14 protein-coding genes are annotated in these 17,112 nt (G+C 64.8%); 12 read left to right on the top strand and 2 right to left on the bottom strand.

From position 1 onward, the window contains the following. Positions 1–155: 155 nt before the first annotated feature. The 8 genes from NLM31_RS33895 (at position 156) to NLM31_RS33860 (ending at position 9,691) form a co-directional block, all read left to right on the top strand. Positions 156–1,505, top strand: a complete 1,350-nt coding sequence (locus NLM31_RS33895; protein WP_254195084.1) for a PotD/PotF family extracellular solute-binding protein — start codon at positions 156–158, stop codon at positions 1,503–1,505. Positions 1,506–1,587: 82 nt separating this feature from the next. Then, positions 1,588–2,472, top strand: a complete 885-nt coding sequence (locus NLM31_RS33890) for an ABC transporter permease (protein ID WP_254133616.1) — start codon at positions 1,588–1,590, stop codon at positions 2,470–2,472. Beyond that, positions 2,469–3,389, top strand: a complete 921-nt coding sequence (locus NLM31_RS33885; protein WP_254195083.1) for an ABC transporter permease — start codon at positions 2,469–2,471, stop codon at positions 3,387–3,389. The genes NLM31_RS33890 and NLM31_RS33885 overlap by 4 nt, the downstream gene beginning before the upstream one ends. 2 nt (positions 3,390–3,391) lie before the next feature. Further along, the gene (locus NLM31_RS33880; protein WP_254133614.1) at positions 3,392–4,498 is read left to right on the top strand and encodes an ABC transporter ATP-binding protein; all 1,107 of its coding nucleotides are present in this window, start codon (positions 3,392–3,394) and stop codon (positions 4,496–4,498) included. Positions 4,499–4,517: 19 nt separating this feature from the next. Next, positions 4,518–5,009: a (2Fe-2S)-binding protein gene (locus NLM31_RS33875; protein ID WP_254195082.1), complete on the top strand. Its 492-nt coding sequence runs from the start codon at positions 4,518–4,520 to the stop codon at positions 5,007–5,009. A gap of 2 nt (positions 5,010–5,011) precedes the next feature. Next, the gene (locus tag NLM31_RS33870; protein WP_254195081.1) at positions 5,012–7,399 is read left to right on the top strand and encodes a xanthine dehydrogenase family protein molybdopterin-binding subunit; all 2,388 of its coding nucleotides are present in this window, start codon (positions 5,012–5,014) and stop codon (positions 7,397–7,399) included. A gap of 14 nt (positions 7,400–7,413) precedes the next feature. Beyond that, on the top strand, positions 7,414–8,211 hold the full coding sequence (locus NLM31_RS33865) for a xanthine dehydrogenase family protein subunit M (RefSeq protein ID WP_254195080.1): 798 nt from the start codon (positions 7,414–7,416) through the stop codon (positions 8,209–8,211). A gap of 16 nt (positions 8,212–8,227) precedes the next feature. Beyond that, positions 8,228–9,691, top strand: coding sequence for an amidase (locus NLM31_RS33860; RefSeq protein ID WP_254195079.1), 1,464 nt, complete (start codon positions 8,228–8,230; stop codon positions 9,689–9,691). A gap of 80 nt (positions 9,692–9,771) precedes the next feature. Here NLM31_RS33860 and NLM31_RS33855 read toward each other — a convergent pair whose 3' ends face one another. Both NLM31_RS33855 and NLM31_RS33850 read right to left on the bottom strand, forming a co-directional pair. Then, positions 9,772–10,671, bottom strand: a complete 900-nt coding sequence (locus tag NLM31_RS33855; RefSeq protein WP_254133609.1) for a LysR substrate-binding domain-containing protein — start codon at positions 10,669–10,671, stop codon at positions 9,772–9,774. Positions 10,672–10,717: 46 nt separating this feature from the next. Next, positions 10,718–11,686 (bottom strand): LysR family transcriptional regulator, encoded by a 969-nt coding sequence (locus NLM31_RS33850; RefSeq protein ID WP_254133608.1) that lies wholly within the window; start codon positions 11,684–11,686, stop codon positions 10,718–10,720. 135 nt (positions 11,687–11,821) lie between these two features. Between NLM31_RS33850 and NLM31_RS33845 the strand changes: the two genes are divergently transcribed. From NLM31_RS33845 to NLM31_RS33830, 4 genes are read left to right on the top strand one after another with little or no spacing between them, the layout of a single operon-like run. Beyond that, a complete protein-coding gene (locus NLM31_RS33845; protein WP_254195078.1) occupies positions 11,822–13,135 on the top strand; it encodes a cation:dicarboxylate symporter family transporter in 1,314 nt (437 codons plus the stop codon). Between the two features lie 17 nt (positions 13,136–13,152). Beyond that, on the top strand, positions 13,153–14,187 hold the full coding sequence (locus NLM31_RS33840; RefSeq protein WP_254195077.1) for a PdxA family protein: 1,035 nt from the start codon (positions 13,153–13,155) through the stop codon (positions 14,185–14,187). Continuing rightward, entirely contained in the window at positions 14,177–15,631 is a 1,455-nt protein-coding gene (locus NLM31_RS33835; RefSeq protein WP_254133605.1) for an MmgE/PrpD family protein, read from the top strand. The genes NLM31_RS33840 and NLM31_RS33835 overlap by 11 nt, the downstream gene beginning before the upstream one ends. An 18-nt stretch (positions 15,632–15,649) precedes the next feature. Beyond that, entirely contained in the window at positions 15,650–17,086 is a 1,437-nt protein-coding gene (locus NLM31_RS33830) for an MmgE/PrpD family protein (RefSeq protein WP_254195076.1), read from the top strand. The last annotated feature ends 26 nt before the right edge of the window (positions 17,087–17,112 follow it).

Raw genomic sequence — 17,112 nt, 5'->3', positions numbered from 1 at the left:
GCGGCCCGAACCATTAGCCGCTCTTATACGCCGAATTTTTACTTCCAATTTTACTTCGCGAAACCTCAGCCATAGCCTCACGCGCAACTGATCACGGAAAGCAGCCGATCAATGGCGATCGGTGCGAGCGTTCATCGTAACCAACGAGGGTTGCCATGTCTGATGAGACGAAGGGAACGTCCACCTCCAATCCGGCGGGAATGGAAGCGGGATCGACGAAAAAGCTGAGCCGGCGCACGCTGTTGAAGGGTGCGGCCGCTGTTGCGGGTGCGGCCGCGGGGTCGGATGCGATCCGCGGATTCCCGACCATCTGGGCGCAGGAGATCAAGGACATCGAGCTGCGCCATGTCGGCGTCTCCTATTCCGTCGTGAAGGCGATCGGCGACCAGGCCGCCAAGGACCTCGGCTTCAAGGTGACGATGCAGAACCTCGACACCTCCGCCGCTATCAACCGCTTCATAAGCCAGCCTAATACGGTCGATATCGCCGACCTCGAGGGCTGGCAGGCCAAGCTCGCCGCCAAGCGCAGCGTGATCCAGGGCATCGAGGTCAAGAAGATCAAGGAGTTCGACAACATCCTGCCGATCTTCACCAAGGGCGAGATCGACGGCCACAAGATCCCGCGTCAGGGCATTTCGCCCTACGAGGCCATGTACATCTCCAAGCCGGACTCGACCGATCTGCATGACGGCGTCACCGAATGGGCGACCTTCCTGCCGCAGGTCTACAACGCGGACTCGATCGGCTATCGCCCCGATCTCGTCGGTCATGAAGTGACCGAATGGAAGGACCTGATCGATCCGAAGTTCAAGGGCAAGGCCGCGATCCTCGACGTGCCCGCGATCGGCATCATGGATGCCGCGCTCTGCTTCGAAAGCGCCGGGCTGATCAAGTACGGCAACAAAGGCAACATGACCAAGGAGGAGATCGACTTCACCTGCAACAAGCTGATCGAGCTGAAGAAGCAGGGCCAGTTCCGCGCGACCTGGACCACCTTCGACCAGTCGGTGCAGCTGATGGCGGCGGGCGAAGTGGTGATCCAGTCGATGTGGTCGCCGGCGGTGGCCGCCGTCCGCGTCAAGGAAATCCCCTGCGTCTACGCGCCCGTGAACGTCAAGAACGGCAAGGAAGGCTATCGCGGCTGGTGCAACGGCATGGGCCTGATGAAGCATCTCTCCGGCAAGAAGCTGGATGCCGCCTACGAATATCTCAACTGGTACCTCTCCGGCTGGCAGGGCGGCTTCGTCGCGCGCTACGGCTATTACAGCCCGGTGCCTTCGACGGCCAAGAAATTCCTGACCGCTGCCGAATGGGACTTCTGGTACGACGGCAAGCCGGCGCCTGAAGTCATCAACGATCCCTATGGCGTGCCGATGGAGAAGGTCGGCACCAAGCGTGACGGCGGCTCGTTCCTCGACCGCGTCAAGAACATCTCGTGCTGGAACACGCTGATGGATGAGGCGGCCTACATGAACAAGCGCTGGAACGACTTCAAGGTGGCCTGAAACCTGCTTTCCCTGACGCAAGCGAAGCACCGGCGCCGTCACGCGCCGGTGCGACAAGACCGAGTTCGAGGCAATTGCTGATATGCAGCCCAGTCCAAGCTCAAGTCCTTCGCGCTCCAATCTCGCCGGCTGGCTTTATGTGTCGCCGCTGGTCCTGGTGCTCGTGCCGTTCTTCGTGGCGCCGATCCTGGTTGTGCTGGCTGCGAGCTTCTTCGCCGCCGACGGCTTTGGCGGGCTGACGCCGGGTTTCACGCTGGCAAGCTATGTCGAGGTGCTGCACTCGGCGCTGACGCTGAAGCTGTATCTGGCGACCATCAAGTTCACCGTGTTGACCTGGATCTTCACGCTGATCATCGGCTTTTTCGTCGCCTATTTCCTGGTGTTCCATGTCCGCAACCAGCTGCTGGCGATCGGCCTGTTCCTGCTGTGCACCGTGCCGTTCTGGACCTCGAACATCATCCGGATGATTTCCTGGATCCCGCTGCTGGGCAAGGAAGGCCTGATCAATCAGGCGCTGCTCGCGATGGGCGTGATCCATCAGCCGCTGGAAGTGCTGCTGTTCTCCGACCTCGCCGTCGTCATCGCCTATGTTCACCAGCTCACGATCTTCATGATCGTGCCGATCTTCAATTCCATGGCGCGGATCGACAAGAAGCTGATCGAGGCCGCGATCGACGCCGGCGCCAGCCGTTTCGACATCATGCGCCTGATCGTGGTGCCGATGTCCAAGAGCGGCATCGCGCTCGGCACCATCTTCGTGGTTTCGATCGTGATGGGCGACTTCTTCGTGGTCAAGGTGATGTCCGGCGGCGGCTCGGCCTCGGTGGTCAGCGCGTTTTATGAAGACGTCGGCGTGCTGCAATATCCGACGGCGGCGGCGAGTGCCGTGCTGCTGACGCTGGCGCTGGTCGCGATCGTCTCGCTGATCCTGCGCACCGTCGATATCAGGCAGGAGATCACGCGATGAGCGCGGTTCTCGCCGACATGCCCAAAACAGGCGCGTCCAAGCCTGGCACCTCCAAGTCTGTCGCGCCGGCGACGACCAAGGCGATCGCGCCGAGCAGGGGCGGCCGGCCCTGGACCTTCTACGTGCTGGCGGCGCTGTTCGCCGCTTACGTCATCGCCCTCTACGGCCCGATGTTCTGCATCTACATCCTGTCGTTCCAGGATATCAGAGGCGGCCTCGTGTTCCCGATGAAGGGGCATTCGCTGCACTGGTTCGTCGATCTCTTCACCCAGGCGCGGACCGGCGACGTCAAGGGCTCGTTCGACCGCTCGATCAAGCTGGCGGTGATCGTCACGATCATCACCGTCGTGGTGTCGTTCCTCGCCGGACTCGGCTTCCGCAAGCGCTTCCGCGGCGACACGTTCGTCTTCTACATGATGATCGGCAGCCTGGTCGCGCCCGGCCTCGTGCTCGGTCTCGGCACGGGGCTTCTGTTCCAGGCGCTGGGGCTGGATGCGAGCTGGTATACCTCCGCACTCGGCGCGCAGCTGTCCTGGACGCTGCCGTTCGGCGTGCTCGTGATGTTCGCGGTGATGTCGCGCTTCAACCACGTCTGGGAGGAGGCGGCCTATGATCTCGGCGCCAGCCGCTGGCAGTCGATCTGGCTGGTGATGATCCCGGTGCTCGCGCCCGGCCTCGTTGCGGTCGCGCTGTTCGGGTTCACGCTCTCTTACGACGAATTCGCGCGCAGCCTGCAGACCGCGGGCTCGCTGAACACGCTGCCGCTGGAAATCTGGAGCATGACGCTGAACGTCACCTCGCCCTCGCTTTATGCGCTCGGCACCGTGACCACTATCGTCTCCTTCATCGTCATCGGCGCAAGCCTCGGCACCATCGTGCTGATCCAGAAGAAGCGCGGCAGCCAGGCCAAGGGTTGAGAATGAAGAGCGATCGCGGCGATATCGAACTGGCAGGCGTCTGCAAGAGCTTTGACGGCGTCACCAATGTGGTCGACGGCGTCAATCTCAAGATCGACGACGGCGCCTATTGCTGCTTCATCGGCCCGTCCGGCTGCGGCAAGACGACGATCCTGCGCATGATCGCCGGCCATGAAGACCCGACCGCGGGCGAGATCGTGATCGGCGGCCAGAATGTGGTGGGGCTTGCGCCCGTGCAGCGCCGCACGGCGATGATGTTCCAGTCCTACGCGCTGTTTCCTCATCTGACGGTCCGCGAGAACATCGCCTTTGCGCTGCGCGTGCGAGGCCAGTCCAAAGCCGATCGCCTCCGGGCAGCCGACGCCATGATCGAGAAGGTGCGGTTGACACAGTTCGCCGACCGCCTTCCGGCGCAGCTCTCCGGCGGCCAGCAACAGCGCGTGGCGCTGGCGCGGGCCGCGATCACGGAACCGCGCGTGCTGCTGCTCGACGAGCCGTTGTCGGCGCTTGACGAGCAGCTCCGTGTCCAGATGCGGCAGGAGCTGCGGCGGATGCAGCAGGAGCTTGGCATCACCTTCATCCATGTCACCCACACCCAGCTCGAGGCGATCGCGCTCGCGGATCTCGTGGTGGTGATGGAGCAGGGCAAGATCAAGCAGGCGGGCGCTGCGCGCGACGTCTACGCCCATCCGCACGATCGCTATGTCGCCGAGTTCATGGGCGGCCAGAACGTGCTGTCCGGCCGCGTCGAAAAGGTCAACGGTGCGAGCTTTACGCTCGCACAGGCGGCCCCGTCAGGCATCGAGGTGCCGCTGCAGGCGCGCCCAACCGTCAGCGTCGGCGACAAGGTCGATATCGCCGTACGTCGCGACGACGTCGCGCTGGTCAGGCCGGGCAGGGACTTGCCGCCCGGCTATACCACGTCGCTGCCGAGCCGCGTCCTTGCGATCGAATACCAGGGCTATTTCGTCAAGGTCATGCTCGACACCGTGCCGGACGACGAGTTCGTCGCCTATGTGCCGGAAAAGACCTTCTTCGCAGATCCCTTCACCGTCGGCGATGTCGTCATGGCCACATGGGCCACCGGCAGCGCGCTTCCACTCGCCTAAAGCCCCGTCGCGCAGGAGTATGACCTTGCAGATATCCTTCACACTCAACGGCCGGCCCACCACCGTGGATGTCGAACCCGCGACGCTCGTCGCCGAGTTTTTGCGCGAACAGCTCAACCTCACGGGTACCCATATCGGCTGTGACACCAGCCAGTGCGGCGCCTGCGTCGTACATCTCAATGGCCTGCCGGTGAAGAGCTGCACATTGCTTGCACCCGCGCTTGACGGCGCGACCTTGCTCACCATCGAGGGGCTTCAGGGCGCGCCCGGCTCGAACCAGATGCATCCCATGCAGGAGGCATTTCGCGAGCATCACGGTCTGCAATGCGGCTTCTGTACGCCGGGCATGCTGATGACCGCGGTCGCACTTGCCACCGGGAAACCGGATCTGACCGAGGCCGAGGTTCGTCATGGCCTCGAAGGCAACATCTGCCGCTGCACCGGCTACCAGAACATCGTGGTTTCCGTGATGGCCGGCGCCGCCGCCATGAACGCCGCCAAGGGAGAGTGATCATGGGCAATGTGATCGGCATCGGCGCTGCTCCGAAGCGGAAAGAGGACCAGCGCTTCCTCACCGGCCGCGGCAATTACGTCTCCGACATCAAGCGCCCGGGCATGACCGCTGGCGTGTTCGTGCGCTCGCCGCATGGGCATGCGGTGTTGCGCGGCATCGACAAGAGCGCGGCGTTGGCCTCGCCCGGCGTGATCGCGGTCCTGACCGGCGACGACGTCAAGGCCGACGGCCTTGGCGGGCTGCCTTGCGGCTGGGGCATCTCGGACGCCAAGGGCGTCCCGATGAAGGAGCCGCCGTTCCCGATGCTGGCGCAGGGCAAGGTGCGCTTCGTCGGCGATATGGTTGCCTTCGTCATCGCCGAGACGCCGCAGCAGGCCAATGCTGCGGCCGAGCTGTTGATCATCGACTACGAGGTGTTGCCCTCCGTGGTCGGCGTGCTCGAAGCGGTCAGGCCCGGCGCCCCGCAATTGTTCGACGACGTGCCGAACAACATCTGCTGCGACTGGGAGCTCGGCGACAAGGCCGCGGTCGAGACCGCGTTCCGCAAGGCCGCGCATGTCGCCAAGCTCAGCCTCGTCAACAATCGCCTGATTGGCAACCCGATGGAGCCGCGCGCGGCGATCGCGGAATATGAGCCCGGCACCGATCGCTTCACGCTGTGGACCACCAGCCAGTTCCCGCACGTCGTGCGCTTCCTGATGGGCGCGCTGGTGCTGAACATTCCGCAGCACAAGCTGCGTGTGGTCGCGCCCGACGTCGGCGGCGGCTTCGGCGTCAAGCAGTTCCACTATGGCGAAGAGGCCGTCATCACCTGGGCCGCCAAGCGGGTGAAGCGGCCGATCAAATGGGTTGCAAGCCGCTCGGAAGGCTATGTTTCCGATCGCCACGGCCGCGATCACGTCACCGAGGCCGAGCTTGCGCTCGATGAGCACGGAAAGTTCCTGGCGTTTCGCGTCAACACGCTCGCCAATATGGGCGGCTACCTCTCGACCTTCGGGCCGAACATCCCGACCAATCTCTACGGTCCGCTGCTCGGCGGCGTCTACACCACGCCCGCGATCTACTGCAATGTGAAGGTGGTCTTCACCAACACCGTGCCGGTCGACGCCTATCGCGGCGCTGGCCGTCCCGAAGCGACCTTCGTGCTGGAGCGCATCGTCGATGTCGCCGCCAGCGAGATGGGCATCGACCGCGTCGAGATCCGCCGCCGCAACATGATCCCGAAGGAAGCCTATCCCTACCAGACACCCGTGCTGGTGCAGTACGATTCCGGCGATCCCATGGGATGCCTCGACGGCGCGTTGGTCGCTGCTGACGTGAAGGGCTTTGGCATCCGCAAGGCGGCCTCCGCCAGCAAAGGCAAATTCCGCGGGCTCGGTTATTCCACCTATGTCGAGGCCTGCGGTCTTGCGCCGTCGCGCTTCGCAGGGCGGCTGGGCGCGCGCGGCGGTCTCTATGAGAGCGCCACGGTGCGCGTGCATCCGACCGGCCAGGTGACGGTCATGATCGGCACGCACAATCACGGCCAGGGCCACGAGACGACGTTTGCGCAGATCGTGTCGGAGAAGCTCGGCGTGTCCTTTGAGAATGTCGATATCGTGTTCGGCGATACCGACCGCGTGCAGTTCGGCATGGGCACCTATGGCTCGCGCTCGCTGGTGGTGGGTGGTGCGGCGCTGTCGAAGGCGACCGACAAGGTGATTGCCAAGGGCAAGAAGATCGCGGCGCATCTGCTCGAAGCCGCCGAGGTCGATATCCAGTTCGAGGCCGGGAACTTCTCGGTCGCGGGCACGGACCGCATCAAGTCGTTCGAGGAGATCGCGGGCGCGGCCTATGTGCCGCATAATTATCCGCTCGAGGTGCTGGAGCCGGGGCTGGAAGAGCAGGCCTATTACGATCCCGTCAACTTCACCTATCCCGGCGGCTGCCACATCGCCGAGGTCGAAGTGGACCCTGAGACGGGCACGGTGACGCTGGTCAACTACACCGCGGTGGACGACGTCGGCACTGTCATCAACCCGATGATTGTCGAAGGCCAGTTGCATGGCGGCATCGTGCAGGGCGTCGGCCAGGCGCTGTTCGAGAATGCGGTCTATGACGAAGGCTCCGGTCAGCTCCTGTCGGGTTCGCTGATGGACTACTGCATGCCGCGGGCCGACCACATGCCGATGATGAAGGTTGCGACCCATTCCACGCTCTGCACGCACACGCCGATGGGCGTGAAGGGCTGCGGCGAGGTCGGCACCATCGGCTCGCCAGCCGCCGTCATCAACGCCGTGGTCGATGCGCTGTCGCATCTCGGCGTCACCCATGTCGACATGCCGGCGACGCCGAACCGGATCTGGCGCCTGCTGCAAAACGCGTCGCTGCCGGTCGCTGCGGAATAGGGAGGACAACAACAATGAAACCATTTGCCTATCACCAACCCGACCAGATTCCCGATGCGGCCAAGCTTTTGACCTCGATCGAGGACAGCAAGCTCGTCGCCGGCGGCATGACGCTGATCCCGACGCTGAAGCAGCGGCTGGCCAATCCGCCTGCTCTTGTCGATCTCTCGAAACTCGCAAACCTCAAAGGGATCACCGACGACGGCGCCACCATCACAATCGGCGCGATGACGCCGCATGCCGTGGTGGCGGCCTCGAAGCTTGTGCAGACGAAGATCCCCGGGCTCGCGGCGCTCGCCTCGATGATCGGTGATCCCGCCGTACGGAGCCGCGGCACCATCGGCGGCTCGGTCGCGAACAACGATCCGGCAGCGGATTATCCGGCCGGCGTGCTTGGTCTCGGCGCCACCATCGTCACCAGCACGCGTGAGATCGCTGCCGACAAGTTCTTCCTCGGCCTGTTCGAGACCGCGCTGGAAGCAGGCGAGATCATCACTGCGATCCGTTTTCCCGTGCCGCTCAAGGCAGGCTACTCAAAGTTCAAGGCGCCGGCGTCGCGTTATGCGCTGGTCGGCGTGTTCGTCGCGAAATTCGCCGATGGTGTCCGCGTCGCTGTAACCGGCGCGGGTCCCGGCGTGTTCCGCGTGCCGCCGATGGAGGCGGCGCTGTCGGAGAATTTCGATCCGTCCGCGATTGCAGCGATCAAGATCGACAACGACGGCCTTACCTCCGATATCCACGCCGAAGCCGATTACCGTGCACATCTCGTCACGGTGATGGCCAAGCGCGCCGTCGACGCGGCGCTCAGCTAGCTCTTTAGGGTTGATGATGACTGATGGTTCCGGCCGAGCGGCCTTCCCGCCGGCGCCGACTGGCCTTGGCGCGCTTTCTGCTAACGAGATCATGGCCGGCTACCGCCGCAAGGCGTTCACCCCGCGCGATGTCGTTGACGACACCATTGCTGCGCTCGAAGCCACGAATGAAGCCTGCAATGCGGTGGTGACACCGATGTACGAGCAGGCGAGGGTGGAGGCCGACCGTATCACCAAAGAGATGCGGTCGGGCGAAGCCAAGGGTCCGCTCGCCGGCGTGCCCGTCACGATCAAGGATCTCGTGTTCGTTGCGGGCGTGCCAGCCTATGCCGGCTCGCCCATGAACAAGGCGTTCGTGCCCGATGTCGACGCCGCCGTGGTGTCGTCGCTGAAGGCATCGGGCGCGATCATCACCTGCAAGACCACGACTTGCGAGTCCGGCTACAAGCTCACGGCGGACAGCCCCGTCACGGGTACGACGCGAAATCCCTGGAATCCCGGCCGCACCAGTGGCGGGTCGAGCGGCGGTGCGGCAGCGGGCGTCGCCGCCGGTTGCGGCCCGATTGCGATCGGCACTGACGGCGTTGGCTCGATCCGTGTGCCCTCTTCGTTTTGTGGTGTGTTCGGGCTGAAGCCGACCTTTGGCCTCGTGCCGCGCTCGCCCGGCTTCTCGCCGCCGTCCTGGGCCTCGCTCGCGCACACCGGACCGATCACGCGGACGGTCGCGGATGCCGCGCTGACGCTGGAGATCATTGCGGGGTTTGATCTACGTGATGCCGCAAGCCTTCCCGTGTCCACGCGCCGCTTCGACGCGAATGCAGGGCGGCTCGATGGCATTCGCATCGGCGCCAGTGCCGATCTCGGTTACGCCGCCGTCAGCCCCGATGTGTGTGCTGCCTTTGGCAAGGCGCTCGCCATTCTGGATTCCTGCGGCGCGCAGGTCACCATGGATGGGCCGGGTCTCGATCCCGGCATTCTGGAGCACACGCTGAAGCCGATCGCGTTCACCGAACAGGCGGCGGCGGTGGCGACCAAGACGACTGCCGATCTCGCCAGCTCCGAAGCTGATTATCGCGAAGTCGTCAGCGCCGGCCGTCGCTACACCGGAACGGACTACATCGAAGCCAGTTACCGCCGCGGCCAGGCACGCAATGCCTTCGTCAAACTGTTCGAGCGCGTCGATGTGCTGGTGACGCCGACGGTCGCGGTGACCGCATTCGAGGCTGGCCGGATCGGCGTCGACACGATCGATGGCAAGAAGGTCGATCCGCATCTCGGCTGGTCGCCCTTCACCTGGCCGATCAATCTCGCCGGGCTTCCGGCGGCGACGCTGCCTTGCGGTTTCGATCGCGACGGCATGCCGGTCGGTCTTCAGATCGTCGCGCCCTGGCTCGACGAGCCCACGATCTTCCGCATCGCAGCCGCGTTCGAGCAGGCGCAGCCCTGGGCCAAGTTCTGGCCACAGGTAGCGTTACGCTAGCCGGAGGAGGAGCGCGAAAACCCCTTTGCAAACAAGGGCCGTTCTACTGTGCATGGGGTTGTTTTCGATGTTGTGTGGGCCTAGCCCAGCTCGATCGGCGCACCGCGGCCGCTGAGCTCTTCGTCGAGGCGCAGGTAATGCGCGAGATAGTCGTGCAGCGCGGTCGCCGCCTTCGAGGTGGCCCCGCTCGATTTGTAGAGCAACAGCTCGATCTTCGGCAGCGGCGGCAGGCCCTCGTTCGGGCCGATCTCGCGCATCGCCGGCACCAGCGCGCTGCGGCCGAGCACGGTGACGGCCATGCCGGCGAAGGCCGCGGCCTGCAGTCCGCCGACGCTCTCGCTGACGCAGGCGATGCGCCAGCGCAAATTGGCGCGCTCCAGCGTATCGATGGCGTAGTCGCGATAGATGTTGCCCGGCGGCAGCAGCGCGAGCGGGATCGGGCGCTCCTGATGCGCGGCGGATTGCTCGCCGGTCATCCACACCAGCTGCTCGCGCCGCACCACCTGGCCGCCGGTGAAATCGTTCATGCGGGTGACGAGCGCGATGTCGACATCGCCGCGCTTGACGAGGCCGACCAGCGGCGTCGACAGCGCGCAGTTGAGCTCGACCTGCACGCGCGGAAACGATTTCCTGAACACGCTGAGGATCTGCGGCAGCATGAATGCCGCGTAGAGGTCGGGCGTGCCGAGCACGACCTGGCCCTCGATCTCCTGCGATGCCAGCTGCGAGATCAGCTCGTCATGCAACCTCAGGATGGATTTGGCATAGGTGAGGACGGTGGTGCCGTCGTCGGTCAGCGTCAGCCTGCGGCCACCATGCTCGAACAGCTGCTTGCCGGTCAGCTCCTCCAGCCGTTGCAGCTGCAGCGTGATCGCCGGCTGGGTGCGGCCCAGCCGGCGCGCGGTCTCGGTGATGCTGCCGGTCTCGACCACCGATATCAGCGACCTGAGCATGCGGATGTCGAGACTGATGAGGTTCATGCGGCGTCCATGTCGCCCAGAATTTATGCAAGTTCCATGCTAGGCCTTACTTGGCCCGAGACGCAGATGCGGCGGATTTCACGCCCGGCCGGCCCTTGCGGACCGAATTCCAGAAATTCTCGGCCGCCCGGGTCATGCGGGCGCGGGTGCGGAACAGCGAGACATTGATCGGAATGTCCCAGTCTCCGCCGCCGGCCCGCAGCAGGCGGCCATGGTCGAGATCGGCGCGGACCAGGCTCATCGGCGCCCATGTCACGCCGCGCCCCTCGCGCGCCATGTCGATCAGCAACATGACCGGCGCGGAGAAGCCGGGAACGAGCCAGGCCGACGGATCCTTTGCCGCCAGGAACGACGTGACAAGCCGCCCCACGCCCGAGCCCGGGTGATAGGCGAGATAGGGCAGCGGCGCGCCGGATGCGCCGGGCAGGGGGTAGCGCGGCAGTGGCTTCTTGCTACGGCTGCCACCGCGGCCCGGCTTTGCCGCCGGCGCGCTGATCGGGATCAGCACGTCGGTGGCGAGATCGATGCGCTGGAAGCGGTCCATGTCGAGCCGGCTCACCAGCGACGGATGGTAGTGCGCCAGCATGAAGTGCGCCTGCGCGTCCAGCAGCAGTTTTTCGCATCCGGCGAAATTCGAGGCGACGAGCTGCACGGCTGAGCCCGCGCGCGCGCCATCGGAGTTACGGATCCATTCCGGGAAGAAGGTCTGCGACAGCGAATGCGTGGCGACGAAGGTGATGGTCTCGGCTTTCAGCCGGGCCACTTCGAGCGCCTCCTCGCGGCCGACCAGCACCCGGCGCAGCACGTCCTCGGCGACCGGGCGAAAGCTCTCGCCGGCGGCTGTGAGCGTGATGGTGTGGGTCGAGCGTTCGAACAGCTGTGTCCCCAGCCAGTCCTCGAGCGACTTGATGCGACGGCTCAGCGCCGGCTGGGTCACGTGCCGCCGCTCGGCGGCGCGGGAGAAGCCGCCCTCCTCGGCGATGGCAAGGAAATCCTCCAGCCAGACCAGGTCCATGATGCCGTTTCGTCCTCAAATCATACCGATACGGCATTAGCGCCTGACACGCCGCTGGTCCAATGTAAACGCCATCGAAAGACAAGAACGAAGCGCCGTCAACGCATGGCGCCGATGCCGTTGGAGGAAAGTACATTGCAGATTGCCGCGACGCCGCTGTCTGAACCCATGGCGAGCTCCACGTCCGAACGCCGCCGCAAGCCGCTCTGGCGCGAGCAATATGTCCTCGTGGTCGCCGGCGCCGCGCTCGGCGCGCTGCTCGGTGCTCTGTTTCCGAACTTTGCGGTGGAGCTCAAGCCGCTCGGCGATGTCTTCATCTCGCTGATCAAGATGACCATCGCGCCGCTGATCTTCCTGGTCGTGGTCACCGGGATCGCGCAGGTCGGCGACATGAAAGCGGTCGGGCGCATCGGCCTCAAGGCCTTCGCCTATTTCGAGGTGGTGACGACGATCTGTCTCCTGATCAGTTTCGTCGTGGTGCGCTGGGTGCAGCCCGGCGCGGGCGTCGCGCACGCCACCGCGCAGCAGGCCGAGACGGTCGCGCGCTATCAGCAGGCCCATGTCGGATCGCTGTCGGCCTACATCCAGCACATGGTGCCGGAAAGCTTCGTCGGCGCTTTTGCCGCCGGCGACGTGCTTCAGGTGCTGGTGCTGGCACTGCTCTGCGGTATCGGCCTGTTGCTGCTCGGCGAGAAAGCCGGCCCGCTGCGGACGGGCCTCGAGCGCGTGACCGAGCTCGTGTTCAGCGTGGTTCATGTCGTGGTGGCGCTGGCGCCCATCGGTGCGTTCGGGGCCATGGCGTTCACCGTGGCAAAATTCGGCGCCGCGACGCTCTATGCGCTGGCGCTTCTGGTCGGCACCGCCTGGGCGATGATGGCGTTCTTCATCTTCGTCATTCTCGGCACCATCTGCCGCCTGGTCGGCGTTCGCCTGATGGATCTCCTGCGCCTGCTGCGGACCGAACTGCTGGTGGTGCTCGGCACCTCGTCGTCGGAGACCGCCATTCCCGGCATGATGGAAAAGCTGCCGAAGGCCGGTGTCGGCCGCGCGGTCGCTGGCCTCGTTATTCCGTCCGGCTATTCCTTCAATCTCGACGGCGTTGCGCTGACGCTGCCGCTCTCCACCATCTTCGTCGCCCAGGTCTACGGCGTCGAGCTCACGGCCGCGCAGCAGCTGAGCCTGTTCGTGGTGATGCTGTTCACCAGCAAGGGCGCGGCCGGCGTCACCGGCGGTGCGTTCGCAGCACTTGCCGCGACCGTCGTGGCCGCAGGGCTCCCGGCGGAAGGATTGGCGTTGCTGCTCGGCATCGACCGTTTCATGTCGCTGGCGCGTGCCATCACCAACACCATCGGCAACGCAGTCGCCGCGATCGTGGTCGCGAAATGGGACGGCGAATTCAATCGCGAGGACTGGGTTCAGTCCGCCGCGCAAATCCAGCAAGCGAAGTAAGGATCCAAGGCTTCAATATGGCTATCAGCACCAACGAACTTCCTGTCATCGCGCTGACGCCCGGCGACTGCACCGGCATCGGCCCCGAGCAGATCGCGCGCATCCTCTCCGACGACCGCCTCGCCGATGTCGCACGTCTCGTCGTGGTCGGCGATGCCCGCGTGCTCGACATGGGCATGGAACATGCCGGCGTGAAGCTGAAGGTCGAGCGGATTGCCTCGCCGAAGGCCGCAAAATGGGGCCTCGGCACGGTACAGCTCGTTGACCTGGGCAACACCGATCCCGCCAAAATCCCGCTCGGCAAGGCCAGCGCCGAATCCGGCCGGTTGACTGGCGAGACCCTTTCGCGCGCGATCGACTTCTCCAAGGCCGGCGAGGTCGATGCCATCACCTTCGCGCCGCTCAACAAGCGCGCGATGTTCGACGGCGGCTGGAAGTTTCCCGACGAGCACAAGATGTTCGCGAGCCTGCTGGGGCACAAGACCTACTTCTCCGAGATGAACGTGCTCGACGGCCAATGGATGTCGCGCGTCACCGGGCACCAATCGCTGCGCGAGGCGCTCGACGGCATCAATCCGGAGAGCATCACCGATGCGATCGAGCTGGTTGACCGCATGATGCGGCGGGCCGGCGTCGCCAAGCCGCGCATCGCGGTCGCAGCTCTCAATCCGCACGCCGGCGAGAACGGCCTGTTCGGCCGCGACGAGATCGAGATGATCCGTCCGACGGTCGAGGCCGCCGCCAAGACCGGCATCGCCTGCACCGGGCCTTATCCCGCCGATACCGTCTATATCCGCGCCTTCGCCGGCGAGTTCGACAGCGTGGTCGCGATGTATCACGACCAGGGCCAGATCGCGACCAAGCTGCGCGGCTTCAACCGCGGCGTCACCGTCACCGCGGGGCTCGAGACCGTCTTCACCACGCCGTCGCACGGCACGGCGTTCGATATCGTAGGCCAAGGCGTCGCCAACACCGGTGCGCTGGAGAGCGCAGTGCGTCTGGCGGCCAAGCTGGTGTCGATCAAGGTCAAGGAGGCTGCCTATGCGCACTGATCGCAGGACCTTACTCCAGGCGGCGGCTGCGCTGCCTCTGGCCACAGTCGGTGCCAACGCGGCCTTCGCGCAAGCCCCAGCTGCAGCGCCCGCTGCCGCGCCGCCCAAGGAGGTGACGCGCGCACTGGCGCATTATCTCGTCAACGCGCAGCACGACGACTTGCCGGCCAATGTCCGAAAAGAGGGCGTGCGGACGCTGCTGAACTGGGTCGGCGTCGCCATCGGCGGATCGCATCACGAGACGGTCGATATCGCGGTGTCCGCGCTCGGCCCGTTCTCCGGGCCGCAGCAGGCTTCCCTGTTCGGACGGCGTGAGCGGTTCGACATCATGAACGCCGCCTTCATCAACGGCGTGTCGAGCCACATCTTCGACTATGACGATACGCATCTGAAGACGATCATCCATCCGGCCGGTCCCGTGGCCTCGGCGATCCTCGCGCTGTCGGAAATGCAGCCGGTCTCGGGCAAGGACTTCCTCAACGCGCTCGTGCTCGGCGTCGAGACCGAGTGCCGGATCGGCAACTCGGTCTACCCGAACCACTACGATGTCGGCTGGCACATCACCGGCACGGCCGGTGTGTTCGGCTCGGCCGCGGCCGTCGGCAAGCTTCTCAAGCTCAACGAGCAGCAGATGACTTGGGCGCTCGGCCTCGCCGCATCCCAGCCCGTGGGTCTGCGCGAATCCTTCGGCTCGATGAACAAGAGCTTCAATCCGGGCCGTGCTGCCTCCAGCGGCATTTTCGCGGCGATCCTGGCCTCGAAGAATTTCACGTCGTCTGACGCGATGATCGAGGCCAAACGCGGCTGGGCCAACGCGATCAGCACCAAGCAGGATTACAACGAGATCCTCGGCGACCTCGGCAAGCGCTATGAGGCCGCTCTCAACACCTACAAGCCGTTCGCCTGCGGTATCGTCATTCATCCCGCGATCGATGCGGCGATCCAGCTCCGCAACGAGAATAAGCTGACTGCCGACCAGATCGAGCGGGTCGATCTCAAGATCCATCCGCTGGTGCTCGAGCTGACCGGCAAGAAGACGCCGAAACTCGGACTCGAAGGCAAGTTCAGCATCTATCATTCGGTCGCGGTCGCCATCGTCGAGGGCGCCGGCGGCGAAAAGCAGTTCAGCGATCGTGCGGTGAACGACCCCACAATCGTCGCGTTGCGCGAGAGGGTGTTCCCGGTCATCACCCCCGGCATCAAGCCGGAGCAGGTCGATATGACCATCGTGCTCAAGGACGGCCGCAAGCTGAACCGGTACATCGAGCATGCGATCGGCAGCGTCGAGGTGCCGATGACCGACAAGCAGCTCGAAACCAAGTTCTCCGACCTTGCCGACGGCATCATTCCCGCGGCGACCATCCGGCGCGTGATGGATGCCTGCTGGGGTGTCGAGAATCTGCCGAGCGCGGCAGAGATCGCCAAGATGTCGGTCGCGGTCTGATCGCGAGGGAGAGAAGCAATGCGGTCACGCCGCCATTTCCTGCAATCCTCCGGTTCGGTCGCCGCTCTGGCTGCCACCGGCGGCCGCGTGGCTTTCGCAGCCGGACCGGGCGTGACGGAGCGGCTCGCCCGCTACATGGTTGCCGCGCGGGACCAGGAGCTGCCCGAGCAGGTGCTGCGCGAATGCAAGCACCGCATCCTCGATACGCTCGGCGCGATGATCTCGGGATCGCGCATGAAGCCGGGCGAGATGGCGCTCAAATACGTGCGCACGCTCGGCGGCGATGCCCAGGCCTCCGTGGTCGGCTCGGACTTTCGCACCACGGCAGTCAACGCGGCCCTGGCGAATGCGATGTGTGCGCATGCGGACGAGACCGACGATTTCGAGCCCGTCACCAAGGCGCATCCGGGATGCTCTGTGGTACCGGCCGCGCTCGCGTTCGGTGAGCGGGAGCATCGCAGCGGACAGGACGTCATTCGTGCCGTCGCGCTCGGCTACGATTTGACCTGCCGCCTGTTGATGGCGCTGGGCCCGGATCTCGTGCGCGGCACGCACCGCAGCGCCGAGGGAACATCATCGACCTTCGGTGCGCTCGGCGCGGCGGCCTCGCTCGCACGGCTCGACGAGAAGGGGATGCGCTACGCGATCTCCTATTCGTCGCAGCAGGTTTCCGGCTTGTGGAGCTGGGTGAAGGACCACGATCACATCGAGAAGGCGTTTGACTTCGCCGGCATGGGCGCCCGCAATGGCGTCACGGCGGTCGACATGGTTCTCAACGGCCTGACCGGTGTCGACGACGTGCTCGACGGCACGCATAATCTCTTCATCGCGCTGTCGACCGATCCGAAGCCCGAGGAGATGGTGAAGGATCTCGGCAAGCTGTTCTATGTCACGGAAACCGCGATCAAGACCTTCTCGGTCGGCTATCCGATCCAGTCGCCGCTGGATGCGATGCTGACGCTGCGCAAGCAGCACAGCCTCACGCCAGATAACGTCCGTAGCATCCTGGTCAAGCTGCCGACCGATGCGATGGGAATTGTAGGCGAAAGCGCGATGCCGGACGTCAATTGCCAGCACCTCGTGGCGGTCGCGCTGGTCAAGGGCGCGGTGTCGTTCAACGACAGTCATGACGTCGCGCTGATGCACGATCCAAAGATCCTGGAGCAGCGCGCCAAGGTGACGCTGGCCGGTGACAAGGCGCTGATGGACCCGGCGGCGCCGCGCGGCGCCAAGGTCGAGGTCACGTTGACGGATGGGCGGAAGATTGACCATTTCACCAGGTTTCCGCCGGGCACCAAAGAAAATGCGCTCTCCACGCAGGCGGTTGGCGCGAAGGCACGTGACCTGATGGCACCTGTGCTGGGTTCGGGTAAGGCCGACAGGCTCATCGAGCAAATCAACAATCTGGAGGCGGTCGGGGATGTAAGCCAGCTCCGCGAATTGCTGGTAGCTTGAGAAGATCGCCGGCCGCGTTGAGCCGT

This window comes from Bradyrhizobium sp. CCGUVB4N (assembly GCF_024199945.1).
Classification (GTDB): domain Bacteria; phylum Pseudomonadota; class Alphaproteobacteria; order Rhizobiales; family Xanthobacteraceae; genus Bradyrhizobium.
Note: the sequence above shows the minus strand (reverse complement) of the source record. Positions and strands in the feature narration are given on the sequence as shown.

Excerpts from the sequence above, each read along its gene's own strand:
- NLM31_RS33895 (WP_254195084.1), top strand. The coding sequence starts at position 156 with ATGTCTGATGAGACGAAGGGAACGTCCACCTCCAATCCGGCGGGAATG.
- NLM31_RS33890 (WP_254133616.1), top strand. The coding sequence starts at position 1,588 with ATGCAGCCCAGTCCAAGCTCAAGTCCTTCGCGCTCCAATCTCGCCGGC.
- NLM31_RS33885 (WP_254195083.1), top strand. The coding sequence starts at position 2,469 with ATGAGCGCGGTTCTCGCCGACATGCCCAAAACAGGCGCGTCCAAGCCT.
- NLM31_RS33880 (WP_254133614.1), top strand. The coding sequence starts at position 3,392 with ATGAAGAGCGATCGCGGCGATATCGAACTGGCAGGCGTCTGCAAGAGC.
- NLM31_RS33875 (WP_254195082.1), top strand. The coding sequence starts at position 4,518 with ATGACCTTGCAGATATCCTTCACACTCAACGGCCGGCCCACCACCGTG.
- NLM31_RS33870 (WP_254195081.1), top strand. The coding sequence starts at position 5,012 with ATGGGCAATGTGATCGGCATCGGCGCTGCTCCGAAGCGGAAAGAGGAC.
- NLM31_RS33865 (WP_254195080.1), top strand. The coding sequence starts at position 7,414 with ATGAAACCATTTGCCTATCACCAACCCGACCAGATTCCCGATGCGGCC.
- NLM31_RS33860 (WP_254195079.1), top strand. The coding sequence starts at position 8,228 with ATGACTGATGGTTCCGGCCGAGCGGCCTTCCCGCCGGCGCCGACTGGC.
- NLM31_RS33855 (WP_254133609.1), bottom strand. The coding sequence starts at position 10,671 with ATGAACCTCATCAGTCTCGACATCCGCATGCTCAGGTCGCTGATATCG.
- NLM31_RS33850 (WP_254133608.1), bottom strand. The coding sequence starts at position 11,686 with ATGGACCTGGTCTGGCTGGAGGATTTCCTTGCCATCGCCGAGGAGGGC.
- NLM31_RS33840 (WP_254195077.1), top strand. The coding sequence starts at position 13,153 with ATGGCTATCAGCACCAACGAACTTCCTGTCATCGCGCTGACGCCCGGC.
- NLM31_RS33835 (WP_254133605.1), top strand. The coding sequence starts at position 14,177 with ATGCGCACTGATCGCAGGACCTTACTCCAGGCGGCGGCTGCGCTGCCT.
- NLM31_RS33830 (WP_254195076.1), top strand. The coding sequence starts at position 15,650 with ATGCGGTCACGCCGCCATTTCCTGCAATCCTCCGGTTCGGTCGCCGCT.